Annotated in this window: 17 protein-coding genes; 5 read left to right on the top strand and 12 right to left on the bottom strand. The window is 74.4% G+C overall.

The window, feature by feature from the left end:
• Positions 1-33 precede the first annotated feature (33 nt).
• The 6 genes from ABT015_RS14035 to ABT015_RS14010 form a co-directional block, all read right to left on the bottom strand.
• On the bottom strand, positions 34-1,026 hold the full coding sequence (locus ABT015_RS14035; protein ID WP_350879187.1) for an ABC transporter substrate-binding protein: 993 nt from the start codon (positions 1,024-1,026) through the stop codon (positions 34-36).
• A 106-nt stretch (positions 1,027-1,132) separates the two neighbouring features.
• Positions 1,133-1,393 carry a phosphopantetheine-binding protein gene (locus ABT015_RS14030; protein ID WP_350879185.1) on the bottom strand — a complete coding sequence of 87 codons (261 nt, stop codon included), beginning with the start codon at positions 1,391-1,393 and terminating at the stop codon, positions 1,133-1,135.
• A gap of 56 nt (positions 1,394-1,449) precedes the next feature.
• The gene (locus tag ABT015_RS14025) at positions 1,450-2,808 is read right to left on the bottom strand and encodes a lysine N(6)-hydroxylase/L-ornithine N(5)-oxygenase family protein (RefSeq protein ID WP_350879183.1); all 1,359 of its coding nucleotides are present in this window, start codon (positions 2,806-2,808) and stop codon (positions 1,450-1,452) included.
• Between the two features lie 213 nt (positions 2,809-3,021).
• A complete protein-coding gene (argB, locus tag ABT015_RS14020) occupies positions 3,022-3,942 on the bottom strand; it encodes an acetylglutamate kinase (RefSeq protein ID WP_502897309.1) in 921 nt (306 codons plus the stop codon).
• A gap of 327 nt (positions 3,943-4,269) precedes the next feature.
• Positions 4,270-5,163, bottom strand: coding sequence for a siderophore-interacting protein (locus ABT015_RS14015; protein ID WP_350879181.1), 894 nt, complete (start codon positions 5,161-5,163; stop codon positions 4,270-4,272).
• 144 nt (positions 5,164-5,307) lie between these two features.
• Positions 5,308-6,813 carry an MFS transporter gene (locus ABT015_RS14010; protein ID WP_350879179.1) on the bottom strand — a complete coding sequence of 502 codons (1,506 nt, stop codon included), beginning with the start codon at positions 6,811-6,813 and terminating at the stop codon, positions 5,308-5,310.
• Between the two features lie 105 nt (positions 6,814-6,918).
• Here ABT015_RS14010 and ABT015_RS14005 point away from each other — a divergent pair, with 105 nt between their 5' ends.
• Complete coding sequence (locus ABT015_RS14005) at positions 6,919-7,605, top strand: TetR/AcrR family transcriptional regulator (protein WP_350879177.1); 687 nt, start codon at positions 6,919-6,921, stop codon at positions 7,603-7,605.
• Positions 7,606-7,651: 46 nt separating this feature from the next.
• On the opposite strand, the gene ABT015_RS14000 is transcribed toward ABT015_RS14005, so the two are convergent.
• From ABT015_RS14000 to ABT015_RS13985, 4 genes are all read right to left on the bottom strand, one after another.
• On the bottom strand, positions 7,652-14,968 hold the full coding sequence (locus ABT015_RS14000; RefSeq protein ID WP_350879175.1) for a non-ribosomal peptide synthetase: 7,317 nt from the start codon (positions 14,966-14,968) through the stop codon (positions 7,652-7,654).
• Entirely contained in the window at positions 14,965-15,765 is an 801-nt protein-coding gene (locus ABT015_RS13995) for a YqcI/YcgG family protein (protein WP_350879173.1), read from the bottom strand. The genes ABT015_RS14000 and ABT015_RS13995 overlap by 4 nt, the downstream gene beginning before the upstream one ends.
• Before the next feature lie 131 nt (positions 15,766-15,896).
• Positions 15,897-17,306, bottom strand: a complete 1,410-nt coding sequence (locus ABT015_RS13990) for a cupin domain-containing protein (protein WP_350879171.1) — start codon at positions 17,304-17,306, stop codon at positions 15,897-15,899.
• A 251-nt stretch (positions 17,307-17,557) separates the two neighbouring features.
• Positions 17,558-18,577, bottom strand: a complete 1,020-nt coding sequence (locus ABT015_RS13985; protein WP_350879169.1) for an iron-siderophore ABC transporter substrate-binding protein — start codon at positions 18,575-18,577, stop codon at positions 17,558-17,560.
• Between the two features lie 136 nt (positions 18,578-18,713).
• Between ABT015_RS13985 and ABT015_RS13980 the strand changes: the two genes are divergently transcribed.
• The 4 genes from ABT015_RS13980 to ABT015_RS13965 all read left to right on the top strand — a co-directional run bounded on the left by ABT015_RS13980 (position 18,714) and on the right by ABT015_RS13965 (position 24,447).
• Entirely contained in the window at positions 18,714-19,739 is a 1,026-nt protein-coding gene (locus ABT015_RS13980) for a FecCD family ABC transporter permease (RefSeq protein WP_402449452.1), read from the top strand.
• A gap of 14 nt (positions 19,740-19,753) precedes the next feature.
• On the top strand, positions 19,754-20,818 hold the full coding sequence (locus ABT015_RS13975; protein ID WP_350879165.1) for a FecCD family ABC transporter permease: 1,065 nt from the start codon (positions 19,754-19,756) through the stop codon (positions 20,816-20,818).
• Positions 20,819-20,998: 180 nt separating this feature from the next.
• The gene (locus ABT015_RS13970) at positions 20,999-22,624 is read left to right on the top strand and encodes an ABC transporter transmembrane domain-containing protein (protein ID WP_402449453.1); all 1,626 of its coding nucleotides are present in this window, start codon (positions 20,999-21,001) and stop codon (positions 22,622-22,624) included.
• Complete coding sequence (locus tag ABT015_RS13965) at positions 22,621-24,447, top strand: ABC transporter ATP-binding protein (protein WP_350879163.1); 1,827 nt, start codon at positions 22,621-22,623, stop codon at positions 24,445-24,447. Before ABT015_RS13970 ends, ABT015_RS13965 begins: the two co-directional genes overlap by 4 nt.
• A gap of 74 nt (positions 24,448-24,521) precedes the next feature.
• Here the strand turns inward: ABT015_RS13965 and ABT015_RS13960 are convergent, their stop codons facing one another.
• Positions 24,522-24,974 (bottom strand): MarR family winged helix-turn-helix transcriptional regulator, encoded by a 453-nt coding sequence (locus tag ABT015_RS13960; protein ID WP_350879161.1) that lies wholly within the window; start codon positions 24,972-24,974, stop codon positions 24,522-24,524.
• A complete protein-coding gene (locus ABT015_RS13955; protein WP_350879160.1) occupies positions 24,974-26,470 on the bottom strand; it encodes an MFS transporter in 1,497 nt (498 codons plus the stop codon). Before ABT015_RS13955 ends, ABT015_RS13960 begins: the two co-directional genes overlap by 1 nt.
• Positions 26,471-26,500 lie beyond the last annotated feature (30 nt).

Below are 26,500 nucleotides of genomic sequence, written 5' to 3'. Positions count from 1 at the left end.
GCTGCGGGGCCCGGAGGCCCTTGACGCTGTGGGCTAGAGGCCCTTGAGGATGGTCTCGATCTGGTCGAGGACGTTGATCGAGGTGCCGTACCGGTCGGTGGTGGCGTAGGTGACCGGGATGACCTTGCCGGCCTGGACGGCCTTGAGGTTCTTCCAGGACGGCTGCTGCTGCAGGTCCTTGGTGTCCTGCGGGACCTCGCCGGTGGCGGCCGCCTTGGGGACCAGGATGATGTCGGCGTCGGAGAGCACGTCCAGCTTCTCGACGGAGTACGTGACCTCGTGGTCCTTGGTGTCCGAGGAGGCCTTCGAGAAGGTGGCACCCGCGTCGCTCAGGACGCGGCCGACCCAGGAGGTGCTGGTGTCGACGAGGAACTCGCCGCCGCCGTAGGAGGAGGCGATGGTCCACTTGACGTTGTTGAGCTTGCCCGCGTAGTCGGCCTTGATCTTGGCGGCCTTGGCGTCGTAGTCGGACTTCAGCTTCTTGAACTCCGCCTCCTTGCCGACGGCGGTGGCGATCTTCTCCTGGGCGTTCAGCAGGTCGACCGGCTTGTCGACGCCGAAGTACAGGGTCGGGGCGACGCCTTCCAGCTTCTTGACGCCCCAGTCGAAGGCGGTGGCGCCCTCGACGATGATCAGGTCGGGCTTGAGCGAGGCGACCTTCTCGATGTTGATCTCGATGCCGGAGCCGATCGGCTCGATCTTCTTGGCCGCCTCGGTCTGCGAGGGCAGCAGCTCCATCGGGTTGTTGTCGTCGATGGTGCTGGTGCCGACGGGCTGCACGCCGAGGTCGAGCAGGGCGCCGGTGGCGTAGGAGACGCTGACGATGCGCTTGACGCCGGCCGGGACGGTGATCTTGCCGTTGGTGGCCTCGACCACGACCGGGCCCGACGCGGCGGAGGCCCCGTTCGAGGAGTCCGCGGCGTCCTTGCTCCCACCGTTGGAGCCGCAGGCCGCGAGGGTGAGGGCGGCGGTCGCGGCGACGGCGGCGAGCCTGACGCTGCGGGTCGTCAGGGCACGGGTGTTCATGGTTCTCCTTGGGTGCTGCATGGTGCGCGGCGGGTCCGCCGGGTGCGGGTTCGGGGCCGCCCGGGAGCGGGGAACGGCGGGACGCCGTAACGGGATTCGGGGCTGATCAGGGGCGGCTGAGGTAGGCCGACCAGGAGGCGACGGTCGGCGAGGTGCCGAGGTCGGCCAGGTCGGCGAACTCGGCGCGGGCGCCGCGGGCCCGCCAGATCTCGACGAGGTGCATCAGACGCATCGAGTCGAGGCCGAGTTCGCGCAGGTCGTCCTCGTCGGAGACGTCCTCGGGACGCTCGCCGAGGATGTCGGCGACGTCTGCCCGGACGGCGTCCGGGTCGAAGCCGGTGCGGTCGGCCGCGGGGTCGGTGCTCATGCGAGGACTCCGTTCGTTTTCGGGGGGTTTCGGGTCGGCGGGGGCCAGGAGCCGGTTCAGCCGGCCACGCCGAGGCGGCCGTTCTGCGCCCTCAGCTGCTCGCCGGTGCGGCGGAGGAGGAGCGAGTCGCAGATCTCGCCGGAACGGACGGCGAGGGTGGAGAGCAGCGAGGAGGTGATCCCGTGGGTGTGCTCGGTGCCGCCCTGGAGGTAGATCCCCACGCCGACGTGGTCCTCGGTCAGCACCCGGTGGTCGCGGTCGATCCTCAGCCGGCCGGAGGCGTCGGTGAGGCAGGCGGGGGCGAGGGCGCCCAGCAGTTCGCGCGGGTCGACGTGGGCGTAGCCGGTGGCGAGGACGACGGCGTCGCAGTCGAGCACCTGATCCTGGCCGGTGGTCAGGGAGGCGATCGTCGCGGTGACGCCGTCCGCCTCGTGGCCGACGCCGGTCAGACGGTTGGCGTTGAGGATCCGCAGGCGCTCCCGGCCGGCGACCTTCTCCTGGTACACCGTGCGGTAGAGCTGCTCTATCAGGTCGCCGTCGACGACCGAGTAGTTGGTGTTCGCGTGGTAGTCGAGCAGGGTCCGCTTGGCGTCCTCGGAGGCCGCGTAGAACTCGTCCACGGCGGACGGGTCGAAGATCCGGTTGGCGAACGGGCTGTCGTCCGCCGGGCTGTAGCCGTAGCGGGTGAGGACGGCGCAGATCTCCGCGTCGGGGAAGGTGCGGTGCAGGTACTCGACGGTCTCCGCGGCGGACTGGCCGGCACCGACGACGGCGATCCGGCGGTGGCGCAGCGGCCGGCCGGCCAGCTCGGGGGCCTTGGTCAGCAGGTCGCGGGTGTGCCAGACGCGCTCGCCGAGGGTGACTCCGGCGGGCAGGCGCGGGGTCAGGCCGGTGCCCACCGCGATGTTGCGGGCCCGGCGGACCTCGCGGTCACCGCCGGCGACCGCCTCGGAGACGACCTCGACGCTGTCGATCCGGCCGTCCGACTCCACCGGGCGGACCGCGGTGACCTTGCGGCCGTATCCGGTCTGGCCGGCGAACTCCGCGGCGCACCACTCGAAGTAGTCGTGGAACTCCAGCCGGGTGGGGTAGAAGCTCTTCAGGTTGATGAAGTCGACCAGGCGGCCGCGCTCCTGGAGGTAGGACAGGAAGGTGAAGCGGCTGCGCGGGTCACGCAGGGTGACCAGGTCCTTGAGGAAGGACACCTGCATCGTGGCGCCGTCGAGCAGCATGCCCCGGTGCCAGCCGAATCGTTCCTGCTTCTCCAGGAACCGGACCCGCAGGGCCTGTTCGGCACTCCGGCGATTGTGGTCGTCGATCGCGATGGCGAGGGCGAGGTTGGCGGGGCCGAAGCCTATGCCGACCAGGTCGTCGACGCTCGCACCTTCGTGGATGGCCTCGTTCTCGCGCGACATGACTTGTCCTTCCGTCCATCTGCTGGTCGTTCACAACCCGGGGACCCGGCTCGCAACCCCGGAGCAATTACCGGATCACTTTGGTTAGGCTTGCCTAAGTTTTCTTACGGAAGGTGACGTAGTCAAGTTCAGGCGTGGCGAGCCCCCTCCCCCGCACAGCGCGGCGACCTGCCCGAACGGGCCCGGCAACGCCCCCCGCCGCGCCACCGGCCGTCACCTCAGGGCGAGTTCACCCGACGACCGACCGCGCGCCCCGTCGCGCGGACCGGAGGGCGACGGCACGATCTCCGTGCCCGGGGCCCCGGCACCGAAGGCCCGCACGAGGGCGTACGGAGTCCGTCCGTCCAGCACCCGGACCGCGCGCACCCCGGCCCTCAGGGCCGCCAGACAGGCCCCCATCTTCGGCGCCATCCCGCCCGCGAGACCGGGCATCATCGCCGTCAACTCGTCGGATCCCAGACGGGGGATCACTTCGCCCTCCGGCGGCCAGGAGCGGTAGAGCCCGGGCACGTCGGTCAGCATCAGGAGGACGTCCGCCCGCAGCGCACCCGCCACCGCGGCGGCGGCCGTGTCCGCGTTGACGTTGTAGACCTCGCCGTCCGGCCCCGGCGCCACCGAGGACACCACCGGGACCCGGCAGTCGCCGACCAGGGACTCCAGCAGAGCGGGGCGCACCGACGCGACGTCACCGACGAGGCCGATGTCCACCTGCTCGCCCGCCACGTCGGCGAAACGTTTCACCGCGGTCATCGTGCCCGCGTCCTCCCCCGTCAGTCCGACGGCGAACGGCCCGTGGGCGTTGATCAGCCCGACCAGTTCACGCTGGACCTGTCCGGCGAGCACCATCCGTACGACGTTCATCGCCTCGGGCGTGGTGACCCGCAGCCCGCCGACGAAGGAGGACGCCAGCCCCAGCCGGCTCAGCTGCGCACCGATCTGCGGGCCACCACCGTGGACCACGACCGGACGCAGACCCGCGTAGCGCAGGAACACCACGTCCCGGGCGAAGGCCGCCTTGAGCCGGTCGTCGACCATGGCGTTGCCACCGAACTTGACCACCACGACGGCGCCCTGGAAGCGGCGCAGGTCGGAGAGGCAGGAGGCGAGGTCCGGGGGGTACCGGTCCGCCAGGATCCGTTCCGCGCCGAAAGCAGCCGAGCTCTCTTCGCCCACCAGTGCCCCGCATCCGTGATCCGACCCCATGCGGCGCCGGTCGCACCACAGCCCACTGGACCCGCTCGGCACCCGGCTCGAAATCGCGTCCGCTCCCACCAGGGAATTTAGGCAAGGGTTACCTTACATTGCTCCCCTGATGCCGTCACCATCCCTCGGCGCCCGGCCCGCCGACCTCCCCGCCGCACCGCCCCGCCGGCCCGGGCCCGGTGGCGCCGCGGACACTGCCGGGAGGTCAGGGCCGCGCCGCCCCGCGCCCGGTGACGAGCGGCCACCAGGCCGGCCGGATCAGTCCTCCGGGCCCTCCTCGGCCCGCTGGTCCTCGCTGCGCCCGGACCGCCAGTAGCCCATGAAGCAGACGGCGCGCCGGTCGATCCCCCGCTCGCCGACCAGGTGGCGGCGCAGTTCCCGCACCGCGGCCGCCTCTCCGGCGATCCAGGCGTACGGCTCGCCGGCCGGCAGGTCGGCGACGCGCACGGCCCCGGTGAGCCCGGGTCCGCCGGCGCTCCGGTGCAGCCACACGGTCTCGACGCCCGGCCGTCCGGTCGGCAGGTACTTCTCCTCCTCCACCCCCTCCACCTCGGCGAAGACCCGGACCGGCAGTCCGGCGGGAAGCGCCTCCAGGACGGCGGCCATGGCCGGCAGCGCCGACTCGTCCCCGACCAGCAGGACCCAGTCGGCGGCGTCCGGGAGGTCGAACTCGACGCCGCCGGCCTGCTCCACCGCCGGGCCGCAGACCACCACCCGGTCGCCGGGGGCGGCCGCGGCCGCCCAGCGGGATCCGGGGCCCGCGTCGCCGTGGACGGCGATGTCGATGTCGATCTCGTCGGGATCGCGACGCTGCTCGCGGACGGTGTAGGTGCGCAGCACCGGGCGCTCGTCCGGGGACATCCCCCGCCAGCTGTGGTACCAGCCGAAGTCGCCCTCGCCGGGCGGGATCACCGGCTCGGCCTGGCCGGGGAGCGGTAGCAGCAGCTTGACCCTCTGGTCGAGGCCGCCGTTGACGAAGCCCGCGAGGCTCTCGCCGACGAGCGTGATCCGGACCATGTGCGGAGTGAGTGTCTCGGTGCGGGCGACCCTCAGCGGGAAGAGCGCGTAACGCACGGGAGCGGTGACGGAGGACAGGGTGGGCTCCTTCCAACAGGCGGCCGGGCACCACGGCCGCGCCGTTCGGTACGCCATCAGCACGCCACAATTGAGGTTAGGCTAACCTAATATGCCGGGCGGGGGTATCCCCACCGGCCAGGCCGGTCCGATCGATCGCCGGACGGGGCGGGGAGACGCGCCGCCGGTTCGCCGACGCGTCTCCGGTGCACGGTCGCGCCGTCAGCGCGCCGACGCGTCTCCGGTCGCCGCCGCCTTCGGCGCGGGGCCCGGAACGAAGAGCACCGCGATCAACGCGGCCACGGCCAACAGCACCGCGGTGACGACGAACGCCCGGTCGTAGCCGGCCGCGAGCGCCTCCAGCGGGGCCCGGCCCTCCTCCGCCGCGTTCCGGGTCGCCGCCACGGCGAGCGAGGAGAGCACGGCCAGGCCGATGCTGCCGCCGCACTGGCGCCCGGCGTTGAGCAGCCCGCTGACCAGGCCGGCCTCGTGCCGGGCGACCCCCGAGGTGCCCATCGCGGTGTTGGCGACCATGCAGATTCCGACACCCGCGCTGGTGACCACGGACGGCCCGACGAACGCGGTCAGATAACCCGAGTCGACGCCGAGGTCGCTGAACCACAGCATCCCCAGGCCCGCCAGCAGCAGCCCGCCGGTGAGCGTGGCCCGCCCACCGAACCGGGCGCCGAGCCGGCCGGCCGCCATGCTGCCCGCCATCACCCCGGCGCAGAAGGGCAGGAAGGCGGCACCGGCCGCCAGCGGCCCGTAGTGGAGGACGTTCTGGAGGTGCAGCGAGCAGAAGTAGAAGCCGACCAGCATCGCCGCCCCGATCAGCGTGACGATCACCGTCGCGGACCACGCCGTCCGCGCCCGCAGCACCCCGAGCCGGACGATCGGCGCGGACGCGAAGCGGGCCTCCCAGCCGAGGAAGGCGAGGCCCAGCAGCACGGCGGCGCCGAGGGTGACGAGGGTGCGGGTCGAGCCCCACGGGTGCCGGCCGGTCTCCATCAGCCCGTAGACGAGCACGCTCATCGCGCCCGTGCCGAGCACCGCGCCGACCACGTCCAGCCTCCCGCCGGGTACCGGCCGGGCGATGGCGACCGAGCGCAGGGCCAGCACGACGGCCAGCAGCACCAGCGGGGCGTTCACGAAGAACACCCAGCGCCAGTCGAGCAGGTCGGTGAGCACCCCGCCGAGCAGGACTCCGATCGCGCTGCCCGCGGCCGTCACCATCGACCAGACCCCCAGGGCCCGGGCCCGGGCGGCCCCCTCGGCGAAGGTGACCATGATGAGGGTCAGGCTGATCGGCGCGAGGAGGGCGCTGGCGACGCCCTGCCCGGCCCGGGCGGCGATCAGTTGAGCGGGGGTCTGCGCGAACCCGCCGAGCACCGAGGCGACCCCGAACAGGGCCAGGCCGGCGAGCAGCGCCCGGCGGTGACCGGCCAGGTCGGCCACCCGTCCGCCCAGCAGGAGCAGCCCGCCGAAGGCGAGCGCGTAGGCGTTGACGATCCAGGCGAGCGCGCTGTCCCCGAAGCCCAGGGACTGACCCATGGCGGGCAGCGCGATGTTCACGATGCTGGCGTCGAGCGTGACGATCAGCTGGCACAGGCACGCGGTGGCGAGCACGAGGCCGGCGCGCGGACCGGAAGGGGCGCGCCGACCGTGCGCGGACGGGGCCGACGCCGCGGGCGCGCCGGTCGAGGGTGAGGGCAGGGCTGGGCCGGGCACGGCCACCTCCAATGATGCGAACGTTGTTCGCGTAAGGTAAGCCTAAGTTGACCTCGACGGCAACCGCGCAGGTCGCGGGCCGACCGGGCGTGGCAGGATGGCGCAATGGCAGACCGGACGGCAGAGCAGCACACCACCGCCGAGCGCGGCCGCTACGGCCCCCGGCGCCAACGCCCCGGGCTCACCACCGGGTCGGTCGTCGCGGCCGCGCACCGGGTGATCGAGCGCGACGGGATCGACGCCCTCACCATGCGCGCCGTGGCCGCCGAACTCGGCACCGCCGCCGCCTCGCTGTACCGGCACGTCGCCGACCGCGACAGCCTGCTGCTCGCCGTGCTGGAGGAGGTCGCCGCCGGCCTGCCGGTGGCCGTCCCCGGCGCCTCCCCGGCCGCCCGGCTGCTCCGCCGCCTCCTCGACGCACACGACTTCATGGCCGGCCACGCCTGGGTGCCGCACATCCTCATCCGCGGCGAACTCGTCGCCGAGAACGCGCTGCCCTTCAGCGACGCCTGCCTCGCCGACCTGATGGCCGCCGGCCTGCCGCCCGCCCGCGCGGCGGCCGCCTTCCGCTCCTGCTGGCAGCTCGTGCTCGGCGAGCTCCTCTCCGAACACCTCGTCAGCCCGCCGCGCCAGCCCAACCAGCGGGCCGCGGCCATCGCCGCCGCCGATCCGCAGACCCTCCCCGCCCTGACCCGCGCGCTGGCCGAGGCCCCGTACCGCGGTCCGGGCGCCCACTGCCGGGAACTGCGCACCGCGCTCGAGGCACTGATCGGCGGCCTGGTCGCGGGCTGACGTCGAACGGTGCGCCGGGGGCTGACGGACCCCCGGCGCACCGGGCTCATCCTTCTCCGGCCTCGGCCAGGTCGCGAAGGCGCCGGTCGAGACGGCGGCCGATCTCGGAGAGCGGGCCGCTGCGGGTCATGTCCTTGTGCTCGCAGGTGATCCCGTGGTTCTCGATCGTGCCGTCGAGGTGGGGCTTCCAGTCCCGGTGGGAGAGCGCCGGGTCGACCGGGTCCACCGTGGCGGTGAAGAAGAGCAGGTCCCCGTGGAACACCTGGTGCTCGACCCGCTGCTGGAGTTCGGCGGAGGAGACGAAGGCGTCCATCACCCCCTGGATCGTGTCCTCGGCCAACTCGGCCAGCACACCGCCCTGTTCGGCGATGGTCCGGAGCACCTCGGCCCGGTCGAGCCGGGTGCCGTCCAGCCGGGACAGGTCGTAGTGGGACATGTGGAGCAGCGACCGCAGCGCCTGCTGCCGGTGATCGCGGGCGAGCCGGCGCCAGGGGTAGCGGGGATAGGAGTCGAGCATCGCCAGCAGCGCGACCCGCTCGCCCCGCTGTTGCAGGCGGGTGGCCATGGTGTGCGCGATCACGCCCCCGAAGGACCAGCCGACCAGGTGGTACGGCCCGGCGGGCTGGACTTCGCGGACCCGCTCCAGGTACTCGTCCGCCAGTTCCTCCAGGGACTCGGGGACGGGCCGGCCCAGCAGGGTACGGCTCTGCAGTCCGTAGAGCGGGCGGCGCGGGTCCAGGTGCGGACGCAGGCCCGCGAACGGCCAGCTCAGCCCGGAGGCCGGGTGCACGCAGAACAGCGGCGCCAACCCGCCGCCGGTGCGCAGCGGGAGGAGCACCTCCAGGGCCTCGCGGCTGCCGGCGCCGGCCGCCGACTCCGGTGCGCGGCCGTCCCGGCTGTCCAGGTGGCGGGCGAGCTGGGCGATGGTCGGGCGGGTGAACAGGTCGAGCACCGGCACGTCCCAGCCCAGGCGGGCTCGCAGCCCGGTCTGCACCCGGGCCAGCAGCAGCGAATGGCCGCCGAGGTCGAAGAAGTTGGACTCGGCGCCGATCCGCTCCAGGCCCAGCGCCGCGGACCAGACCTCGGCGATCAGCCGCTCGGTGCCCTCCGCCGGGGCGCGGTGGCCGACCGCCTCGGGGGGCCCGTCGCGACCGTCCCGGAGCGCCTGCCCGGCCAGCGCCTTGCGGTCCACCTTGCCGGAGCTCATCAGCGGCAGCGCCGCCACCACGCGGACCTCCCGGGGCACCAGGTACTCCGGCAGGACGGCCAGCATCCAGTCGCGCAGGTCGGCCGGGTCCGGGCGCGGCCGCTTCGGGTCCGGGGTGCACCACGCGGCCAGCCGGTCCCCTCCCGGGGCACCCCGGAGCACCAGCACCACCGCCTGGCGGACGGCCGGGTGCCGGCTCAGCACCGACTCGATCTCCTCCAGCTCGACCCGCACTCCGTGGATCTTGACCTGGTTGTCCGCCCGGCCGAGGAACTCGATGTTGCCGTCGGCGCGGTAACGGGCCAGGTCGCCGCTGCGGTACAGCCTGGCGCCCGGCCGCCCGGAGAACGGGTCGGGCACGAAGGCGGCCGCGGTGCGGCGCGGGTCTCCCAGGTAGCCCCGGCCCAGCGGCACCCCGCCCAGGTAGAGCTCGCCGGGCACCCCGACCGGCACCGGGCGCATCGCCGGATCCAGGACGTACACCCGGGTGTTGGGGTTCGGGCGGCCGATCGTGATGCCCTGGTCGGCCGCCCCCCGGTAGACCTGGCAGGTGACGCCGATGGTCGTCTCGGCCGGGCCGTAGCCGTGGTACATGGTGGCCGGGCCGAGCCGTTCGCGGAACCGGGCGAACAGTTCGGGCGTCAGCACCTCGCCGCCGCACCACACGTGCTTGAGCGAGGCGGCGGCCCGGGAGACGTCGGGGCGCTCCAGCATGATGTCGAGGATCGAGGAGACCAGGTAGACGAAGGCGATCCGCTCCCGCTCGATCAGCTCCAGCAGGTGCGCCACGTCGCCCTCGCGGCCCGCCTCGGCGACTACCAGCGGCGCACCGGCCGCCCACGGCAGGAAGATCTCGTTGACCGAGATGTCGAAGGTCAGCGGGGCCTTGTGCAGCACCGGGTCCTCCGAGGTCAGGCCGAGCAGGCCGATCTGCCAGGGCAGGCGGTTGCTGATCGCCCGGTGCCGGATCATCGCACCCTTGGGCGTGCCGGTGGAGCCCGAGGTGTAGATGACGTACGCCAGGCTCTCCGGGTCGATCACCACCTCGGGGTCGTGCTCCGGCCGGTCGGCGAACCAGCCGCCCGGCCCGTGCCCGTCCAGCGCGAGTTCGATGCCGGGCAGGTGGTCGGGCAGGCCGGCGCCGCCCGGCGAGGTGAGGGCGGCGGTGAGGCCGGCGTCCGCGGCGAGCCCGGCGATCCGGGCCGGCGGCCAGCCCGGGTCCAACGGGACGAAGGCGCCACCGGCCTTCTGGACGGCGAGCAGGCCGATCACCAGTTCCGCGGAGCGCGGCAGGTGGATGCCGACGGTGCGCTCCGGGCCGACCCCGATCGCGACCAGGTGGTGCGCCAACCGGTTCGCGAGGACGTTGACCTGTCCGTACGTCAGGCGGTGGCGGCCGGCGACCAGCGCGAGGCGGTCGGGTGCCCGGCGGGCCTGCTCCTCGAACATCGCGGGGAAGGCGCGCGGATCCACCGGCGCGTCGGTGTCGTTCCACTCGTGGACGATGCGCCGGCGTTCGGGGTCCGCCAGCACCTCCAGGGTGCTGATCGGGCGGTCCGGCGCGTCGACCGCCTGGCGCAGCAGCCGGACCAGCCGTTCGACCAGCACCCGCACGCCCGCCTCGTCGAAGAGGTCGAGCGCGTACTCCAGGAACCCGTCGATGCCGTCGCCCTCGGGACGGTCGGCCAGCGAGAGGGTCAGGTCGAACTTGGCCGAGCCGTTGTGCGGGCGCAGGGCCGTGGCGTCCAGTCCGGGCAGCCGGACGGGGCGCCGGCCGGAGCCGTAGGAGATCATCAGCTGGAAGAGCGGGTGCCGCGAGGGCGAGCGGACCGGGCCCAGCTCCTCGACCAACCGTTCGAACGGAAGTTCCTGGTGGTCGAAGTCGGCGAGATCCCCCTTCCGGACCCGGGTCAGGAGCTCGCGGAAGGTCGGGTCGCCGGAGGTGTCCGTGCGCAGCACCAGGGTGTTGGCGAACAGTCCGATCAGGTCGTCCAGCGCCCCCTCCTGGCGGCCGGCCACCGGGCAGCCGAGGGGGATGTCGGTACCGGCGCCGAGGCGGGTGAGCAGCGCGGTGAGGCCCGCCTGGAGGGCCATGAAGACGGTGGCGCCGCCGTGCCTGGCCAGGGCCCGCAGGCCGCGGTGGAGTTCCGCGTCCAGGTGGACCGGGACGGCGGCGCCGCGATGGCTGGAGACCGCCGGTCGCGGCCGGTCGGTGGGCAGCTCCAGGTGGTCCGGCAGATCGGCCAGCCGCTCCTTCCAGTAGCCGAGTTGGTTCCGGAACAGGGCGCTGTCGGGGGCGAGCAGATCGCGCTGCCACAGCGCGTAGTCGCTGTACTGCACCGGCAGCGGTGCGAACGCCGGGGCGGCGCCGTCCAGCCGGGCACCGTAGGCGGCGGCCAGGTCCCGGGCCAGCGGGGCCTGCGACCAGTCGTCGCCCGCGGTGTGGTGCAGCAGCAGGAGCAGCACGTGCTCGCTCTCGTCGACCCGCAGCAGCCGGGCCCGCAGGGGAAGTTCACCGGCGAGGTCGAAGGCGTAGCGGGTGGCGGCGGCCAGCTCGGCGGAGACCGGGCGGCCGGTGCGTGCCGTCAGCAGGTCGAGTTCGACCTCGGCCTGTCCGGCGGCCAGCACCCGCGCTCCGGGCTCGTCGCCGTCCGCGACCAGCAGGGTGCGCAGGCTCTCGTGCCGGGCGACCAGGTCGTTCAGCGCCCGGCGCAGCGCGGGCACGTCCAGCGGGCCGGTGAGCCGCAGGGCCAGCGGGATGTTGTAGGTGGCGCTGGGCCCCTCCATGCGGTGCAGGAACCACAGCCCGCGCTGGGCGTACGAGAGCGGTGGTCGTTCGGGACGCGGTCGGGCCGTCAGCCGGGGCCGCTCGGCGGCCGCGTGGTCCAGCCGGGCGGCCAGTGCGGCCGGGGTCGGCGCCTCGAACAGGTCGCGGACGCCGACGGCGGCGCCCAGTGCCGCACGGATGCGGCCGACCATGCGGGTGGCCAGCAGCGAGTGGCCGCCGAGGGCGAAGAAGTCCTCCTCGGGGCCGACCCGGTCGGCGCCCAGGAGGTCGGCGAAGAGTTCGCAGAGCACCTGCTCGCGCGGGCCCCTGGCGTCGCGGCCCGGGGACGGGCCGGCGGCGGCGGGGGCGGGCAGCGCGGCCAGGTCCAGCTTGCCGTTGCCGGTCAGCGGCAGCGCGTCGAGGACCACCACGGCGGCCGGGCGCAGGTGTTCGGGCAGCAGCTCGGCGGCGTGCCGGCGCAGCTCGGCCGGTTCCAGGCGCTCGCCGCGGCGCGGCACGACGTACGCCACCAGGCGCGCGCCGCCGGCCTCGCTCCTGGCCGTCACGGCGGCCTGCCGCACGACGGGGTGCCGGGCCAGCGCGGCCGCGACCTCGCCGGGTTCGATCCGGAAGCCGCGGATCTTGATCTGGTCGTCGGACCGGCCCAGGTACTCCAGCCGCCCCTGGGCGTCGCGCCGGGCGAGGTCCCCGCTGCGGTACATCCGCGATCCGGGCGGGCCGTACGGGTCCGGCAGGAACCGCTCGGCGGTGAGCGCGGGGCGGCCGAGGTAGCCGCGGGCGAGGCCGGGCCCGGCCACGTGGATCTCGCCGACCTCCCCGGGCGGCACCGGGCGCAGCGCGGCGTCCAGCAGGCGGACCCGCAGGTCGGGGAGCGGTTCGCCGATCAGCCCGGTGGCCCCCGGGTCGGCGTCCGCGCGGGTGAGGTGGCGGCTGGTCACGTGCACGGTGGTCTCGGTGATCCCGTACATGTTGGTGATCCGCGGCGCGGTGTCCGGGTGCCGCCGGTACCAGTCGGCGAGCACCGCCGGGCGCAGCGCCTCGCCGCCCAGGACCACCTGGCGCAGTGACAGGGCGTCGCCCAGGTGCGGCAGGTCGCGGTCGGCCTGGACCAGCTGTTCGAAGGCCGACGGGGTGAGGTTGAGGACGGTGACCCGCTCACGGACCAGCAGGCCGAGGAACTCCTCCGGGGAGCGGCTCACGGTGAACGGGACGACCACCAGGCGTCCGCCGTGCAGCAGCGCGCCGAAGAGCTCCCAGACGGAGAAGTCGAAGGCGTAGGAGTGGAACAGCGTCCAGGTGTCGGCGGGGCCGAAGCCGGATCCGGCCGCGGTGGTGCGCAGCAGGCGGACCACGTTGCGGTGTTCCAGGACGACGCCCTTGGGCTCGCCGGTGGATCCGGAGGTGTGCAGCACGTAGGCGCAGTCGGTGTCGGCGGCGCCCTCGACGGCGGGTGCGGTGGCGGGCCGGCGGGCCAGTTCGGCCCGGGTGCCGGGGCTGTCCAGGACCAGCACGGGCACCTGCCCGCCCGCTGCCGCCTCGGCCGGGTGGCGGGTCGCGTGGCCGAGGTCGGTGACCAGCAGCAGCGGGCGGGCGGCCCGGAGCACGGCGCCGGTGCGGGCGGCCGGCTGGTACGGGTCGATCGGCAGGTAGCCCGCGCCCGCGCTCAGGACGGCGAGCACCGCCACCACCAGGTCGGCCGAGCGCGGCAGTGCCAGGGCGACGACCTGCTCGCGCCCGGCGCCCCGGTCGCGCAGCAGTCCGGCGAGCCGGGCCACCCGGTCGGCCAGTTCGCGGTAGGTCAGCCGCTCCTCCCCCGCCACCAGGGCGATCGCCTCGGGGTGGGCCGCCGCCTGTTCGCGGAACAGCTCCGAAATGGTGGGTCCGGGCGGCTCGGGGGCGCGCCGGCTTTCGGCGGGCGCCAGTTCGGGGACGGCGGCCCGCTCGCGTTCCGCGAAGGTGTCCAGCGTTGCGATCGCCCGGTCGGGCCGGGCGGTGAAGGCGGCCAGGAGGCCGAGCAGCCGGTCGTGGTGCCCGCTCAGCCGCTCGGCCGAGTGGAGCGCCGGGTTGCCGTCCAGGTCCACCGTGGTGGCCCGGCCGTCCGCGTCGTCGCGGAAGCTGATGGTGAGGTCGTCGATCGGCCCGGGGGCGAGGGGGTGCACCCTGGCCCGCAGCTGCGCGAAGCGCAGCGAGGGGCTGACGAGGCCGACGTTGACCAGCGGCCCGGTGAGCCGGTCGGTGGCTCCCAGCCGCAGCTCACGCCGGAGCTCCTCACCGCGCAGCCTGCTGTACGGACGCACCTCGCGCAGCCTGCGGGCGACCTGGGCGACCAGCTGCGCGCCGCTCATCCCGGGGTCGACGGTGAGCGGCAGCGGCAGCACGTTGACGGTGTCGGCGGGCACCCGGGCGGCGACCGAACCGAACCGCCCGGCGAACGGCAGCCCGAGGGTGAGGTCGGTCCGTCCGGTGACCCGGTGCAGGTAGGCGGCCACCACGGCGAGTTGGATCTCGGCCCGGGGGGCCCGCAGGCCGGCGCCGGCGCGGGCCAGCGCCTCCTGGGCGGCGGGCGGCAGGGCGGCGCGGACGGTCACCGGGGTGGCGCTCGGCGGCGCGCTGCCGGCGGCCAGGGTCACCGGGGCGGGCAGCCCGGCCAGCCGCTCGCGCCAGAAGGCGCGGTCGCGCTCGGGCTGCGCGGAGCGGCGGTACTCGTCCTCCTCGGCGAGGAGTTCGGTGAGCGGGGCGAAGCGCTCGGGGGGCTGGAGGCCGCCCTCCGGGGCCGAGTAGAGCTCGGCCAGGCGGTGTTGGAGCAGGCCGAATCCGTAGGCGTCCAGGGATATGTGATGGCATTTCAGGTACCACAGGTGGTGCTCCGGGCCCAGCCGGATCAGGGCGGTGCCGAACAGCGGCCCGGTGGCGAGGTCGATCGGCCGGGTCAGGTCGGCGCGCATCCAGGCCAGTGCGGCGGCGTGGGGTTCGGGCTCCGCCGTCAGGTCCACCCGCACCGACGCCGCCCCGTGGGCCCGGGGGGCGCCGAGGACGGCCACCGGCAGGGCGTCGGCGCCCGATTCGGCGAAGCGCAGCCAGAGCGTCTGCGCCTGCGCCAGGGTCTTGCGCAGCGCCTCGGCGAACCGCCGCTCGTCGAGCGGGCCGGCCAGCTCGACGTATTCGGCGCACAGGTACGCCGGGCTGGCCGGGTCGCGCTGCTGCGCGTACCAGATGCCGGCCTGCGCGCCGGTGAGCGACTGCGGCTCCGCCTCCGGCGGGCCTGCCTCCGGTGCGGCCGCGCGGCCCGGCGGGGCGGTGCCGGCCGGGGGCCGCGGGCGGCTCCGCGGCGCGGAGGTGGACCGGTGCGCGGGGTCGGTCGGGCTCATCGGTCGGCCTCCAGGGTCTGGTCGCCGATGGCGGGTTCGTGCCGGGCGCGGAAGGGGCAGGAGGGCACGGTTCCGTCCGGGGTGTCCGGCAGGAAGTACTGCCGCCATTCGAGGTTGCCCTCCTCCCCGTGGTTGCCGAGTTCGGGGGCGGGTTCGAGACCGTCGAAGCGGCGGATCCGGTTGCGGATCACGGTGCGGGCCCGGGCACCCCTGGGGGTGTCGGGCTCCAGCCCCTCGAACACCCAGCGGGGCTGGAAGGTGATCATGAAACCCGGCGCGTGCCGGCTGTGCCGGGTGAGGTGGGCCGGGGTGTTGCAGACCACGAAGATCTGGGTGCCGGCGAAGCTGAACTCCCACCAGAGCGATTCCGGGTCGGTGGGCACCTCGGCCGGCCAGGGCTGGGAGTCCTTCTCGTGCAGGAACTGGAGCACGGCCCAGAAGCGCTCGAAGTAGGCCTCCAGGGAGAGCACTTGCTCCTCCGGGCGGAACAGCACCACGAGCGAGGTGTCCTTGCCCAGCTCCTGGTAGCAGTCCAGGTAGTCGTGCAGGATGTCCACCAGCGGGCCCCAGGTGCCGTCGTCGTGGACGCTCTCCAGGTAGCCGAACCGCAGGGCGTTCTTCTTGGCGGCGGAGACCGCGAAGGTGCAGGGGAAGGGCCGGCCGGGGTCGAGCAGCGTCGCCAGCAGGCCGCGGGCGACCGGCGGCCCCCACACCGGCGTGCTGCCGATCGTGCAGGAGGCCAGCGCCTGTTGACTGAGCGCACCGGCGGGACCGCCGGGGGGATCAAGGGGGGTCACTGCGAGAACTCCATCCCGGGACGGCCGGGCGCGCGACGGCGCCCGGGGTCCTCGTTCGGCGTAGGGCGGCAGGACGGCTTCGACGTCTTTCACCCGGGCTTCAGGGCCTCGGGACTTCATCCGGCGATCCGTCAGAACTGCTGGTACATCGCCTCGGGGATGATCGGCTGGTGGTAGGTGCACTCCCCGGACAGGACGGTCGAGCCGTGCAGGCGGGAGACCGGGATCAACACCTTGTCCCCCTCCCCGAACGCGATCTTGTGCGTGACGTTGTTCCAGAAGTGCATCTGGCCGCGCTCCACCATCACCAGCCGGTGCTCGTTGTGCACATGGGTGGTGGAGGTCTCCTCATGGCTCTCCACGAAGGTGTCCAGGTCGACCTCGACGCCGCTCTCGGCGATGTGACGACTGATCCGCTCGGCCTTCTCCCGGTGCAGCTCGATGCTGTCCGCCCACGCCAACTGGTCGGCCAGATCGCCGTCCCAGAGCCCGGCGAACCACCGGGCGTCCGCGAAGCCCCGGTGGAACCGGTGCACCGCCTCGGGGCCGAAGGCGGCCGCCAGCGGGGTCAGCACGCTGTCGAGCCGGGCGTCGAGGCCGTCCGGGGTCAGCGTGCCGAGGGTGTCGAACAGGCCGGTGCGCAGGCCGAGTCCGTCCTCCAGGACCGCCGCGAAGCGGGGCCCGTCCGCCGCCTCGTCGATCTGCTGGTGCACCAGGGCGCCGAGGAACTCCGGATACTTCTCCCGGTCGCCGGACAGGTGGTGCAGCAGGTTGCCGCGGCCCAGCGAGGTCCCCAGGTACAGCTGCCAGTAGGCCGCGGCGGTGGGCTTCAACCCGGCTCCCGCCAGCAGGTCCCGGTAATCCTGGTGCGCCGCCGCCCAGTTGCGGTACTCGTCGAGCAGCAGCGGGCGGGCTCCCGGGTGCGCGGCGTCGTACTCGCCGAGCGCGGCACGGCCCGCGGCGGCGCGGGCGGCCGGCAGGTAGGCGCTCAGCTGGAGCAGCATGAAGGTCGCGGCGGCCCTGCGGTCCGTGGTGGCGGCGGCCACCGTGAAGGCCCGCCCCGGTTCGGCGAGCCGGTTCTCGTGGTACGCGCGGATCTCGCGCCGCAGGGCCTGCGGGTCGGCGCTGTCGAGCGGCTTGTACTCGCCGTCCAGCAGGCTGAACAGGTGGCGTTCGAGGATCGGCCCGGCCAGTGCGCCGAGCGCCCGGTTGCGCGCGCTGTAGAAGGCGGCGCCGTCGTCGGCGGCGGCCCGGCCGGGCACCGGCGGGAGGTAGAGCAGGCCCGCGTCGTACACGTTGCGGAGCATCCGGTGGCCGAGCAGCGCGCTCAGCTTGAGCGCCTTGGCCGCCGGCATCGGCTTGCCGTAGTCGAGCCAGGCGAGGTCGTCGGGCCGGACGGGGCGCCGGTAGGGGTTCTCCTCCGTGGTCAGTTCCTCCCACTCGGCGGCCCGGAAGGCGGTGTTGGCGGCGAACGCCTTCACGATCCCGTTCGGGTCGCCCGGGTCGAGCAGGGGGAGAAGGTCGGCAGGGTCCAGGGGCATGGCGTTCCTCCGGAGGGGGGCAGGCTGGGAGGGTTCGGGTCGAGGCGTGCGGCGCTCCGCCCCCGACCCGAATCTTAGGTAAGCCTTGCCTTAGTTTGACGACCCGTCAAGCGTTCTCCTGAGGACCACGTGTTCCATTTCCGGCCACCCGGAGGCGGTTCGGGGGCATGCCGACGGACCGCGCCCGGAGTCGGGGCGCGGTCCGTCGACGAAGCACCGGAGGCGCGGCTGCCGCAGCGGCAGCCGCCCTGTCAGTGCAGGGACTTGGCCAGGGCCGGCAGGATCTGCTCCGCCGACCACGGGATGCTCAGCACGCTGGGCGCACTGCTGGCCTGGGCCAGCGTGCGGTTCACCGGCAGGTAGGCGCCGGAGGCGACCGCGGGCAGACCCTTGAAGACCGGGTTGGACTCCAACTGCTGCTGGTTCTCCGGAGTGCTGTACCAGACGAGCAGCGCCTGCGAGGTGAGCGAGCCCAGGTGCTCCATGCTGAGCGCGTTCGAGAAGCTGTTCAGTTTGGGCGCCCCGGTCGCCACCGGGTCGAGGACCAGACCCGCCCGCTCCAGCACCCTCGTCCGCTCGTCGGTGTAGAGCACCACCCGGCCGTTGCTCGGCTGCGGAAAGGCGTAGAGGAAGCTCTTGCCCTTCAACTGCGGGTACGTGGCGGCGTCCCGGGTGAGGCTCTGGTCGACCGCGGCGATCGCCTGGGCGGCCTCCTTGCCGCGCCCGAGGGCCTTGCCGATCAGTTCGGTCTGCTCCTCCCACGGCGTCCCGTAGGCGGTTCGGCCGCTCAGGTAGCCCACGGTGGGCGCGATCTGCGAGAGCTTGCCGTAGTCCGCCGAGGTCAGGCCGGACTGCACGGCGAGGATCAGGTCGGGGTGCAGGGCGGCGACCTTCTCGATCGGGTAGCCGTCCGTGGTGTCCAGGACCTGGGGCCTGGCGTCACCGAGGGCCTGCTCGGCCCAGGGCCCCACCCCGTTCTTGAATCCGTCCTCGGTCTTGACGATCGCCACCGGCTTGACCCCCAGAGCCAGCGCCGCGTCCTGGTCGCTCCACCCCAGGGCCACCACGCGCCGGGGCGCCCTGGGGATGGTGGCGGTGCCGAACTGGGTCTGGACGGTGACCGGGAAGGCGCCCGGGTCGGCCTGCGAGGCGGACCCGGCATCGCCGCCGCTTCCGGCGGCACCGCCGCCACAGGCGGTCAGCGCGAGGGCCAGGGCTCCGCCGACGGCGCCCAGTGCGGCGCGCTGCGGGATTCGGATCGGACGAGTCATGGCAAAGCCCTCTCTCTCGGCGTCGGCTCGCGCCACGATGCTCGGGCCCGTTCATTGCCGCACTCCTAAGGGCAGGCTAACCTAACTCTTCGTGCCTCGGACTAGCTCCCCCCCAACTGGCCTCCCCACCAGGGTCATTGCACCCCAGAAGACGGTACGGCGCCGCTCGGCGGCCGCCCGGGCCGGCGGCCTGGCGGTGTGCGCGACCGTCCTCGCCCTGACGGTCCTGCTCTCACTCGCGGTGGGGACCAAGTCCATCCCGCTCCACACCGCCTTCGACGCGCTCTTCCACTTCACCGGCGGGCAGGACCAGCTGGTCGTCCTGCACGAACGGCTGCCGCGGACCGAACTCGGCCTGGTGGTCGGCGCGGCCCTCGGCCTGGCCGGGGCGCTGATGCAGGCCCTGACCCGCAACCCGCTGGCCGATCCGGGCCTCCTCGGAGTCAACTCCGGCGCCTCGGCGGCGATCGCCGTCGGGATCGGCTTCATCGGCCTGCGCTCCCCGCTCGGCTACGTCTGGTTCGCCTTCGCCGGTGCCGCCACCGTCTCCGTGCTGGTCTACCTGCTGGGCTCGATCGGCCGGTCCGGGGCGACCCCGGTACGCCTGGCCCTGGCCGGCACCGCGGTGACCGCCGCGCTCACCGCCTTCACCTCGGCCGTCCTGCTGCTGCGCCCCGCGACCTTCGACCAGTTCCGCTACTGGAACGTGGGCTCGGTGGTCGGCCGCGGCACGGACGTCCTGATCCAACTGCTGCCGTTCATCGCCGTGGGCGCCGTTCTCGCGCTGGCGCTGGGCCGCCCGCTGAACGCCCTCGCCCTGGGCGAGGAGGCCGGCCGCGCGCTCGGCGCACACCCGACCCGCACCCGGCTGGTGGCCATGGCGGCGATCACCCTGCTGTGCGGGGCGGCCACCGCGGCGGTCGGGCCGATCGGATTCATCGGGCTGGCCGTCCCGCACCTGGCGCGTTTCCTCACCGGCCCCGACCAGCGCTGGGTGCTGCCCTTCTCGGCACTGCTGGCACCGATCCTGCTGATCGGCGCCGACGTACTGGGCCGGGTGGTCACCAGGCCCAACGAGATCGAAGTGGGCCTGGTCACCGCCTTCCTGGGCGCACCGGCCTTCATCGCGCTGGCCCGCGGCGGACGGGTGGCCCGGCTGTGAACCTCCTCCGGACCGTGCCACCGCGCACGCCGCGGCCGCCGGCCGGGCCGGCCTTCCGGGTGCTGCGCCTGGGCGAGCGGGTCTCGTTGCGGGTGCGCCCGCGGGCCGCCGCGGTCTGCGCCGCGCTGCTGACCGCCGTGCTCGTGACCGCCGTCGTGACCCTCACCACCGGCGACTACCCGATCCCGGTCCCCGACGTGCTCAAGGCCCTGACCGGCGGGGGCGATCCGGGCACCCGCTTCGTGGTCGACTCGTTGCGGCTGCCCCGGCTCACCACCGGCATCCTGGTCGGGGCCGCGCTCGGCGCCTCCGGCGCCGTCTTCCAGGGCGTCACCCGCAACCCGCTGGGCAGCCCCGACGTGATCGGCTTCGGCACCGGAGCCGCCTCCGGCGCGGTCACGGTCCTGGTCCTGGCGCACGGCGGTCCCGGCGAGGTCGCGCTCGGCGCCCTGGCCGGCGGCCTGGCCATCGCCACCGCCGTCTACCTGCTGGCCCTGCGCGGCCGCACCGTCCAGGGGTTCAGGCTGGTGCTGATCGGCATCGGCGTCACCGGCATGCTGACCGCGTTCAACCAGTGGATGCTCACCCGGGCCTCGCTCAACGACGCGCTGACCGCCCAGATCTGGCTGACCGGCAGTCTCAACAGCCGCGGCTGGCAGCAGGCCGGTCCGCTGACGCTGGCCCTGCTCGCGCTGCTTCCCCCGCTGCTGCTGCTCAGCCCGCGGGCCGACCAACTGGAGCTGGGCGACGAGTCGGCGCACACCCTCGGCCTGCGGGTCGAACGCACCCGGCTGACCCTGATGGTGCTCGCGGTCGGTCTGGTGGCCGCGGCCACCGCCGCCGCCGGACCGGTCGGCTTCGTGGCGCTGGCCGCACCGCAGATCTCCCGCCGGCTGACCCGCTCCCCGGGCGCCGGCTTCGGGCCCGCCGCGCTGACCGGCGCCCTGCTCGTCCCGCTGAGCGATCTCGCCGCCCAGCACGCGCTGAGCAGCGAGCTCCCGGTGGGCGTGGCCACCGGCGCCCTCGGCGGGGTCTACCTGGCCTTCCTGCTGGCCGCGCAGTGGCGGGCGGCCCGCTGACGGCGCCGCGCCCGACAGCCGCCCGCACCAGTCAACACGAACGAACGATGGGAGGGCCCCGTGCCCCAGGACGAGCGAACCCGGTCGGTGGCGGGCCCCTCAGGGCCTGTCCGCCTGGCCACCGAACAGGACGTACGACGGTGGGTCTTCCACCGCCAACGGCGCTGGATCGCCGGGGCGATGGCCTTCACGGCGCTCCACCAGGCGGCCGAGGCCGCGGTCCCGGTCCTGGTCGGCGCCGTGGTCGACCACGCGATCGACGGCGGCGCCCCGGTCGACCTGGTGCGCTGGATCGCGCTGCTGGCCCTGCTGTTCCTGGTGCTCAGCGGCGCGATGCGGCTGGCGGGACGGTGCAACCGGCACGCGAGCCAGGACGCCGCGCACGAACTCCGGTTGGCCGCGGTGACCAGGATCCTGGACCCTCGCGGATTCGCCGCCCGGACGGGCAGTTCCGGCACCCTGCTGAGCACCGCGACGGCCGACGCGCTGCGGATCGGCCTGGGCAACCGCGCCTGGGCGATCGGCGCGGGCGCCGTCGCCGCGCTGGCCTTCGGCGCGACGGCGCTGCTGCTGACGTCCGTCCCGCTGGGCCTGCTGGTCCTGGTCGGCCTGGTGCCGCTGCTGGCCGGCACCCGGCTGCTGGCCAGGCCGCTGACCGCGCGCGGCAGCGCCGAACAGGCCGAGGTCGCGCGCGCCACCGGGACGGCGGCCGACCTGGTCAGGGGCCTGCGGGTGGTCAAGGGGCTGGGCGCGGAGGACGCCGCACTGCGCAGGTACCGGGTGGCCAGCGGCGCCTCGTTGGCCGCCACCGTGCGCGCCGCCCGCTGGGACGCCGGGTACCAGGGCCTCACGCTGCTGCTCAACGGCTGCTTCCTGGCCGTGGTGGCCTGGGCCGGGGCCAGGCTGGCCGTCGAAGGGTCCATCTCGGTGGGCGAGTTCGTCGCCTCGGTCGGACTGGCCCAGTTCCTGGTCGGCCCCAGCACCCGGTTCGGCATGGCGATGGGCCTGCGGGCCAGGGCGCGCGGTTCGGCCGCCCGCATGGCCGCGCTGCTGGCGGAGCCGTACGCGGTGCTCGGCGGCGAGCGCGAGGCGGCCCGGCCGGTGCGCGGCGGGCTGGTCCTGGCCGGGCTCGGCGCGGGAGCGTTGCGCGCGGTGGACCTGACCGTCCACCCGGGCACGACCGTGGGCGTGGTGACCCCCGACCCGGCGGTCGCCGCCGCCCTGCTCGACGTCCTCGCGCTGCGGTGTCCCCCCGAGCGCGGGCGGGTCGAGCTGGACGGCGTCCCACTCGCCGAGCTGCGACTGGCCGCGGCCCGCGGCACGCTGCTGGTCGCCGACCACGAGGCCGACCTGTTCGACCTGACCGTCGCCGAGAACGTGCGCGGCCCGGCCGACGCCCCCGCCGACCCGGCGCTGGTCGCGCGGGCGATGGCGGCGGCCGACGCCGACCAGGTGCTCCGCGTGCTCCCGCACGGTGCGCACGGCCGGATCGGCGAGCGCGGCCGGGCCCTGTCCGGCGGCCAGCGCCAGCGGGTGGCCCTGGCCCGGGCGCTGGCCGCCGACCCGGCGGTGCTGGTGCTGCACGAGCCGACCACCGCCGTGGACGCGGCCACCGAGGCGAAGATCGCCGACGGCCTGCGCACGATGCGCACGGGCCGCACCACCCTGCTCGTGACCACCAGCCCGATCCTGCTCCGGGGCTGCGACCGGGTGGTGTTCCTGGACCACGGCTCGGTCCGGGCCGCCGGCACCCACCGTGAACTGACCACCGACCAGCCCTCCTACCGCGCGGCGGTGATGTCGTGACCCAGCTGCTGACCGACCCCCGGGGCGGGGCCACCCCACCCGACGCACCGGAACCGCTGCCCACCGCCGGCGCCGCCGAGACCCGCGCGGAGATCGCGGGCCGGCTGCTGCGCCACCCCTGGCAGTCCGCGGCCGCCCTGTTCCTGGTCGTGGCCGGGGTCGTGGCCGGCCTCGTGGTGCCGCGCGCGCTGGGGCACCTCGTGGACCTGGTCGTGGCCGGCGGCCACCGGACCTCGGCCGTCACCGGACCGGCCCTGCTGATCGCGGCGGCCTGCCTGGCCCAGGCGCTCTTCGCCGGCTGGGGCCGGGCGCTGGTGGCCCGCCGCGGCGAGGAGGTCCTGGCCGGCCTCCGGGAGAGCGCGCTGGGCAGCGCGCTCTCCACCGGGCTGGCCCGGCTGGAACGCTCCGGCAGCGGCGACCTGGTGGCTCGGGTCAGCGGCGACGTCACCGTGCTGGGCGAGGCCGTCCGCACCCTGGTGCCGCAGCTCATCGGCGCGGTGCTGGAGATCGGTCTGACCCTGGCCGCCCTGCTCCTGCTGGACTGGCGGCTGGCGCTGGCCGCGCTGGCCGCCGTACCGCTCCAGGTGTACGCCGTACGGTGGCTGCGCCGGCGCTCCGGCCCGGTCCGGCGCCAGGAACGGATCGCCCAGGGCGAGCAGGCGCAGCAGATCCTGGAGTCGGTGAACGGCGTCCACACCGTACGGGCGTTCGGCCTGGGCCCGCAGCAACTGGCGTCCGTCGAGCAGCGCTCCAGCGCCGCCCGCGACCTCGCGCTGCGCTCCACGCACATCGGGACGCGTTTCTTCGGCAAGCTCAACGGTGCCGAGCTGACCGGGCTGACGGGCCTGCTCGTCGTCGGGTACCTGTTGGTCCGCTCGGGCACCATCGAGGTCGGCACGGCCAGCGCCGCCGCGCTCTACTTCCTGCGGCTGTTCGACCCGATCAACGGCCTGCTGTCGACCGTCGACGAGGTGCAGTCGGCCGCCGCGGCCGCCGACCGGGTGGTCGGGCTGGCCCGGCTGCCGCAGGCCAGGGCCTCGGAGCCGCAGGCACCCGGGGCCACGGCCGCACCGCGGCCCCGGGGCCGCGGTGCGGCCGTGGAGCTGCGTGCGGTGGGCCACGCCTACCTCCCGGGCCACCGGGTGCTGCGGGAGCTGGAGTTGACCCTGGCCGCGGGCGAGCGGGTGGCCGTGGTCGGCACCACCGGGGCCGGCAAGAGCACGCTGGCCCGGCTGGTGGCGGGCGTCTACCCGCCCTCCGAAGGGCGGATACTCTTCGACGGCCGCCCGGCCGACGAACTGACGTCCGGCGAGATGCGGCGGATGGTCGCCCTGGTCAACCAGGAGACCCACGTGTTCGCCGGGACGCTGGCCGATGACCTCCGGCTCGCCCGCCCGGACGCCGGGGACGAGGAGCTGCGCGCCGCGCTCAGCACGGTCGAGGCCTGGGACTGGGCGGCGGCCCTGCCGCAGGGGCTGGCCACCGTGGTCGGCCAGGGCGGCGCCCAGCTCACCCCGATCCAGGCCCAGCAGCTGGCGCTGGCCCGGCTGGTCCTGGCCGATCCCCCGGTCGCCGTGCTGGACGAGGCGACGGCGGAGGCGGGCAGCGCCGGCTCACGGATCCTGGAGGCCGCCGCCGAGCGGGCGCTGGCCGGGCGCACCGCACTGGTGGTCGCCCACCGGCTGACCCAGTCGGTGCGCGCCGACCGGGTCCTGGTCCTGGAGGACGGCCTGCTGGTCGAACAGGGCGGCCACGACCAGCTGGTGGCGGCCGGCGGCCGGTACGCGCAGCTGTGGGCGGCCTGGATCGGCGCACGCGACTGACGGGGTCCGTCGTCGCGGAGGCCGTGGCGGCCGGCCCGGCCGCCACGGCGGCGCCCCGCCCCGCTCCGGGAGGTTCAGTCCAGGAGCTTCGCCAGGACGCGGTCGAGCGCCTGGATGTCCTCCGGGGGCAGGGCGAGCAGGTCGTCGGGCGGGGTGGTGAGGATCCTGACGGCGAGGGCGGCCTTCGCTTGGCCCTCCTCGGTCAGATGGACCAGCTTGGACCGGCGGTCGGCGGGATTGGTGACGCGTTCGGCGAGGCCGCGCCGCACCAGGTCGTCGACGATGACGGTGGTGTAGGGCGGGTCGCTGCCCAGCCTCTCGGCCAGGTCCCGCAGGGTGATCGGGTCGGCGCCGAGGCGGCGCAGCGCCCTGACCCGGCTGAAGCTCATGCCGAGGGCTTCGGCGACGGCCTTGCGGCGGTCGTAGCGCTCCAGGACGAGCGCGTTCAGCCCCTGCCAGACCCTGGTCGCCGTCCTGGTGGCGGCCTCGTCGCCCTCGTGGTGCTCGCCGGTGTGCGGGCGGTCCATCAGGTGTTCACCGTCTCCTTCGTCTCCCTGGTCTCCGGCGCCTCCGGTGTCCCAGGCGTCTCCGGCGTCTCCGGCGTCTCCTCGGCGGCGAGCCGCTCCGCCGTGCGCAGGGCCGTCTCCCGGGCCCAGCGGCCGGAAGTGAGCGTACCGGTGACCAGCACGGCGGCGCCGCAGCCGGCGATGATCCACCACGCCGTCCGCCCGGCGTCGGTGAAGGCCGCGGTGTGCGCGTACGCGCCGCCCGCCATCAGGGCGCCGACGACGGCCACGCCGAGGGACTGGCCGATCTGCCGGCTGGTGGAGGCCACCGCGGCCGCGACGCCGGCCTGCGAACGGGGCATGCCCGAAACGGCGGTGTTGGTGATCGGCGCGTTGACCAGGCCGAAGCCGGTGCCGAAGAGCAGGTACGCGACGACCAGCACGGCCGTCGGAAGGTGGTCGGAGTAGGTGAGCGCCTGGAGCACGGCGCTCGCACACAGGGCCGCCCCGGCGAGGAGCAGGGGGACGCGCGGCCCCCGGGAGGCGACCATGCGGCCGGACACCGGTGCGGTCAGCAGCGCCATCACCGCCATCGGCAGCATGAACAGTCCGGCGTGCAGCGGCGTGAGCCCGCGCACATTCTGCAGGTACAGGGAGCTGACGAACAGGAACCCGCCCAGGGAGGCGAAGGCGGCGACCGCGATCACGGTGGCGCCCGCGAACGGTGCGGAGCGGAAGAAGCGCAGCTCGATCAGCGGGTCGGTGCGCCTGGGCTCGTACCACAGCAGGCCCAGCAGCGCGCCCAGCGCCGCCACCGCGCAGCCGATGACGAGCGGCGAGGTCCAGCCGCGCTCCGGCGACTCGATGATCGCGTACGTGAGCGTGGTGAGCAGGACGATGACGAGCACCTGGCCGACCGGGTCCACCCGGCGGGGCCGCGGTGCCCGCGATTCCGGCACGTACCTGCGGGTCAGGAACAGCGCGGCCAGGCCGATCGGCACGTTGATCCAGAAGACGGCCCGCCAGCCGGCCGACTCGACCAGGGCACCGCCGACGATCGGCCCGGCGGCCATGCTGATGCCCACGACGCCGCTCCACACGCCGATGGCGCGGGCACGCTGCCGGGAGTCGGTGAAGGTGTTGCTGATGATCGACATGGCGACGGGGTTCAGCATCGATCCGCCGACCGCCTGGAGCATCCGTGCGACGACGAGCCAGCCGAGCCCGGGGGCCAGGCTGCACAGCAGCGAGGCCGCGGTGAAGACCACCAGCCCGATCTGGAAGACCCGGCGGCGGCCCACCCGGTCGGCGGTCGAGCCGGAGAGCATCAGCAGGCTGGCCAGCACCAGCGTGTAGGCGTCGACCGTCCACTGCAGCCCGGACACCGAGGTGTGCAGGTCGCGCTGGATGGCGGGCAGGGCGACGTTCAGGATCGTGTTGTCGAGGCTGACGATCAGCAGGCTCATGCAGCAGATGGCGAGCACGAGCCAGGGCCGTCGTGGGGCGGCGTCCGGCATGGTGGGGGCTCCACAAGTATTTGTATGATT

It is taken from the genome of Kitasatospora sp. NPDC094016 (assembly GCF_040304045.1).
Lineage (GTDB): Bacteria > Actinomycetota > Actinomycetes > Streptomycetales > Streptomycetaceae > Kitasatospora.
Note: the sequence above shows the minus strand (reverse complement) of the source record. Positions and strands in the feature narration are given on the sequence as shown.

Coding starts and splice junctions, on each gene's coding strand:
- ABT015_RS14035 (WP_350879187.1), bottom strand. CDS start 1,026: ATGAACACCCGTGCCCTGACGACCCGCAGCGTCAGGCTCGCCGCCGTC.
- ABT015_RS14030 (WP_350879185.1), bottom strand. CDS start 1,393: ATGAGCACCGACCCCGCGGCCGACCGCACCGGCTTCGACCCGGACGCC.
- ABT015_RS14025 (WP_350879183.1), bottom strand. CDS start 2,808: ATGTCGCGCGAGAACGAGGCCATCCACGAAGGTGCGAGCGTCGACGAC.
- ABT015_RS14015 (WP_350879181.1), bottom strand. CDS start 5,163: ATGGCGTACCGAACGGCGCGGCCGTGGTGCCCGGCCGCCTGTTGGAAG.
- ABT015_RS14005 (WP_350879177.1), top strand. CDS start 6,919: ATGGCAGACCGGACGGCAGAGCAGCACACCACCGCCGAGCGCGGCCGC.
- ABT015_RS14000 (WP_350879175.1), bottom strand. CDS start 14,968: ATGAGCCCGACCGACCCCGCGCACCGGTCCACCTCCGCGCCGCGGAGC.
- ABT015_RS13990 (WP_350879171.1), bottom strand. CDS start 17,306: ATGCCCCTGGACCCTGCCGACCTTCTCCCCCTGCTCGACCCGGGCGAC.
- ABT015_RS13985 (WP_350879169.1), bottom strand. CDS start 18,577: ATGACTCGTCCGATCCGAATCCCGCAGCGCGCCGCACTGGGCGCCGTC.
- ABT015_RS13970 (WP_402449453.1), top strand. CDS start 20,999: ATGGCCTTCACGGCGCTCCACCAGGCGGCCGAGGCCGCGGTCCCGGTC.
- ABT015_RS13960 (WP_350879161.1), bottom strand. CDS start 24,974: ATGGACCGCCCGCACACCGGCGAGCACCACGAGGGCGACGAGGCCGCC.
- ABT015_RS13955 (WP_350879160.1), bottom strand. CDS start 26,470: ATGCCGGACGCCGCCCCACGACGGCCCTGGCTCGTGCTCGCCATCTGC.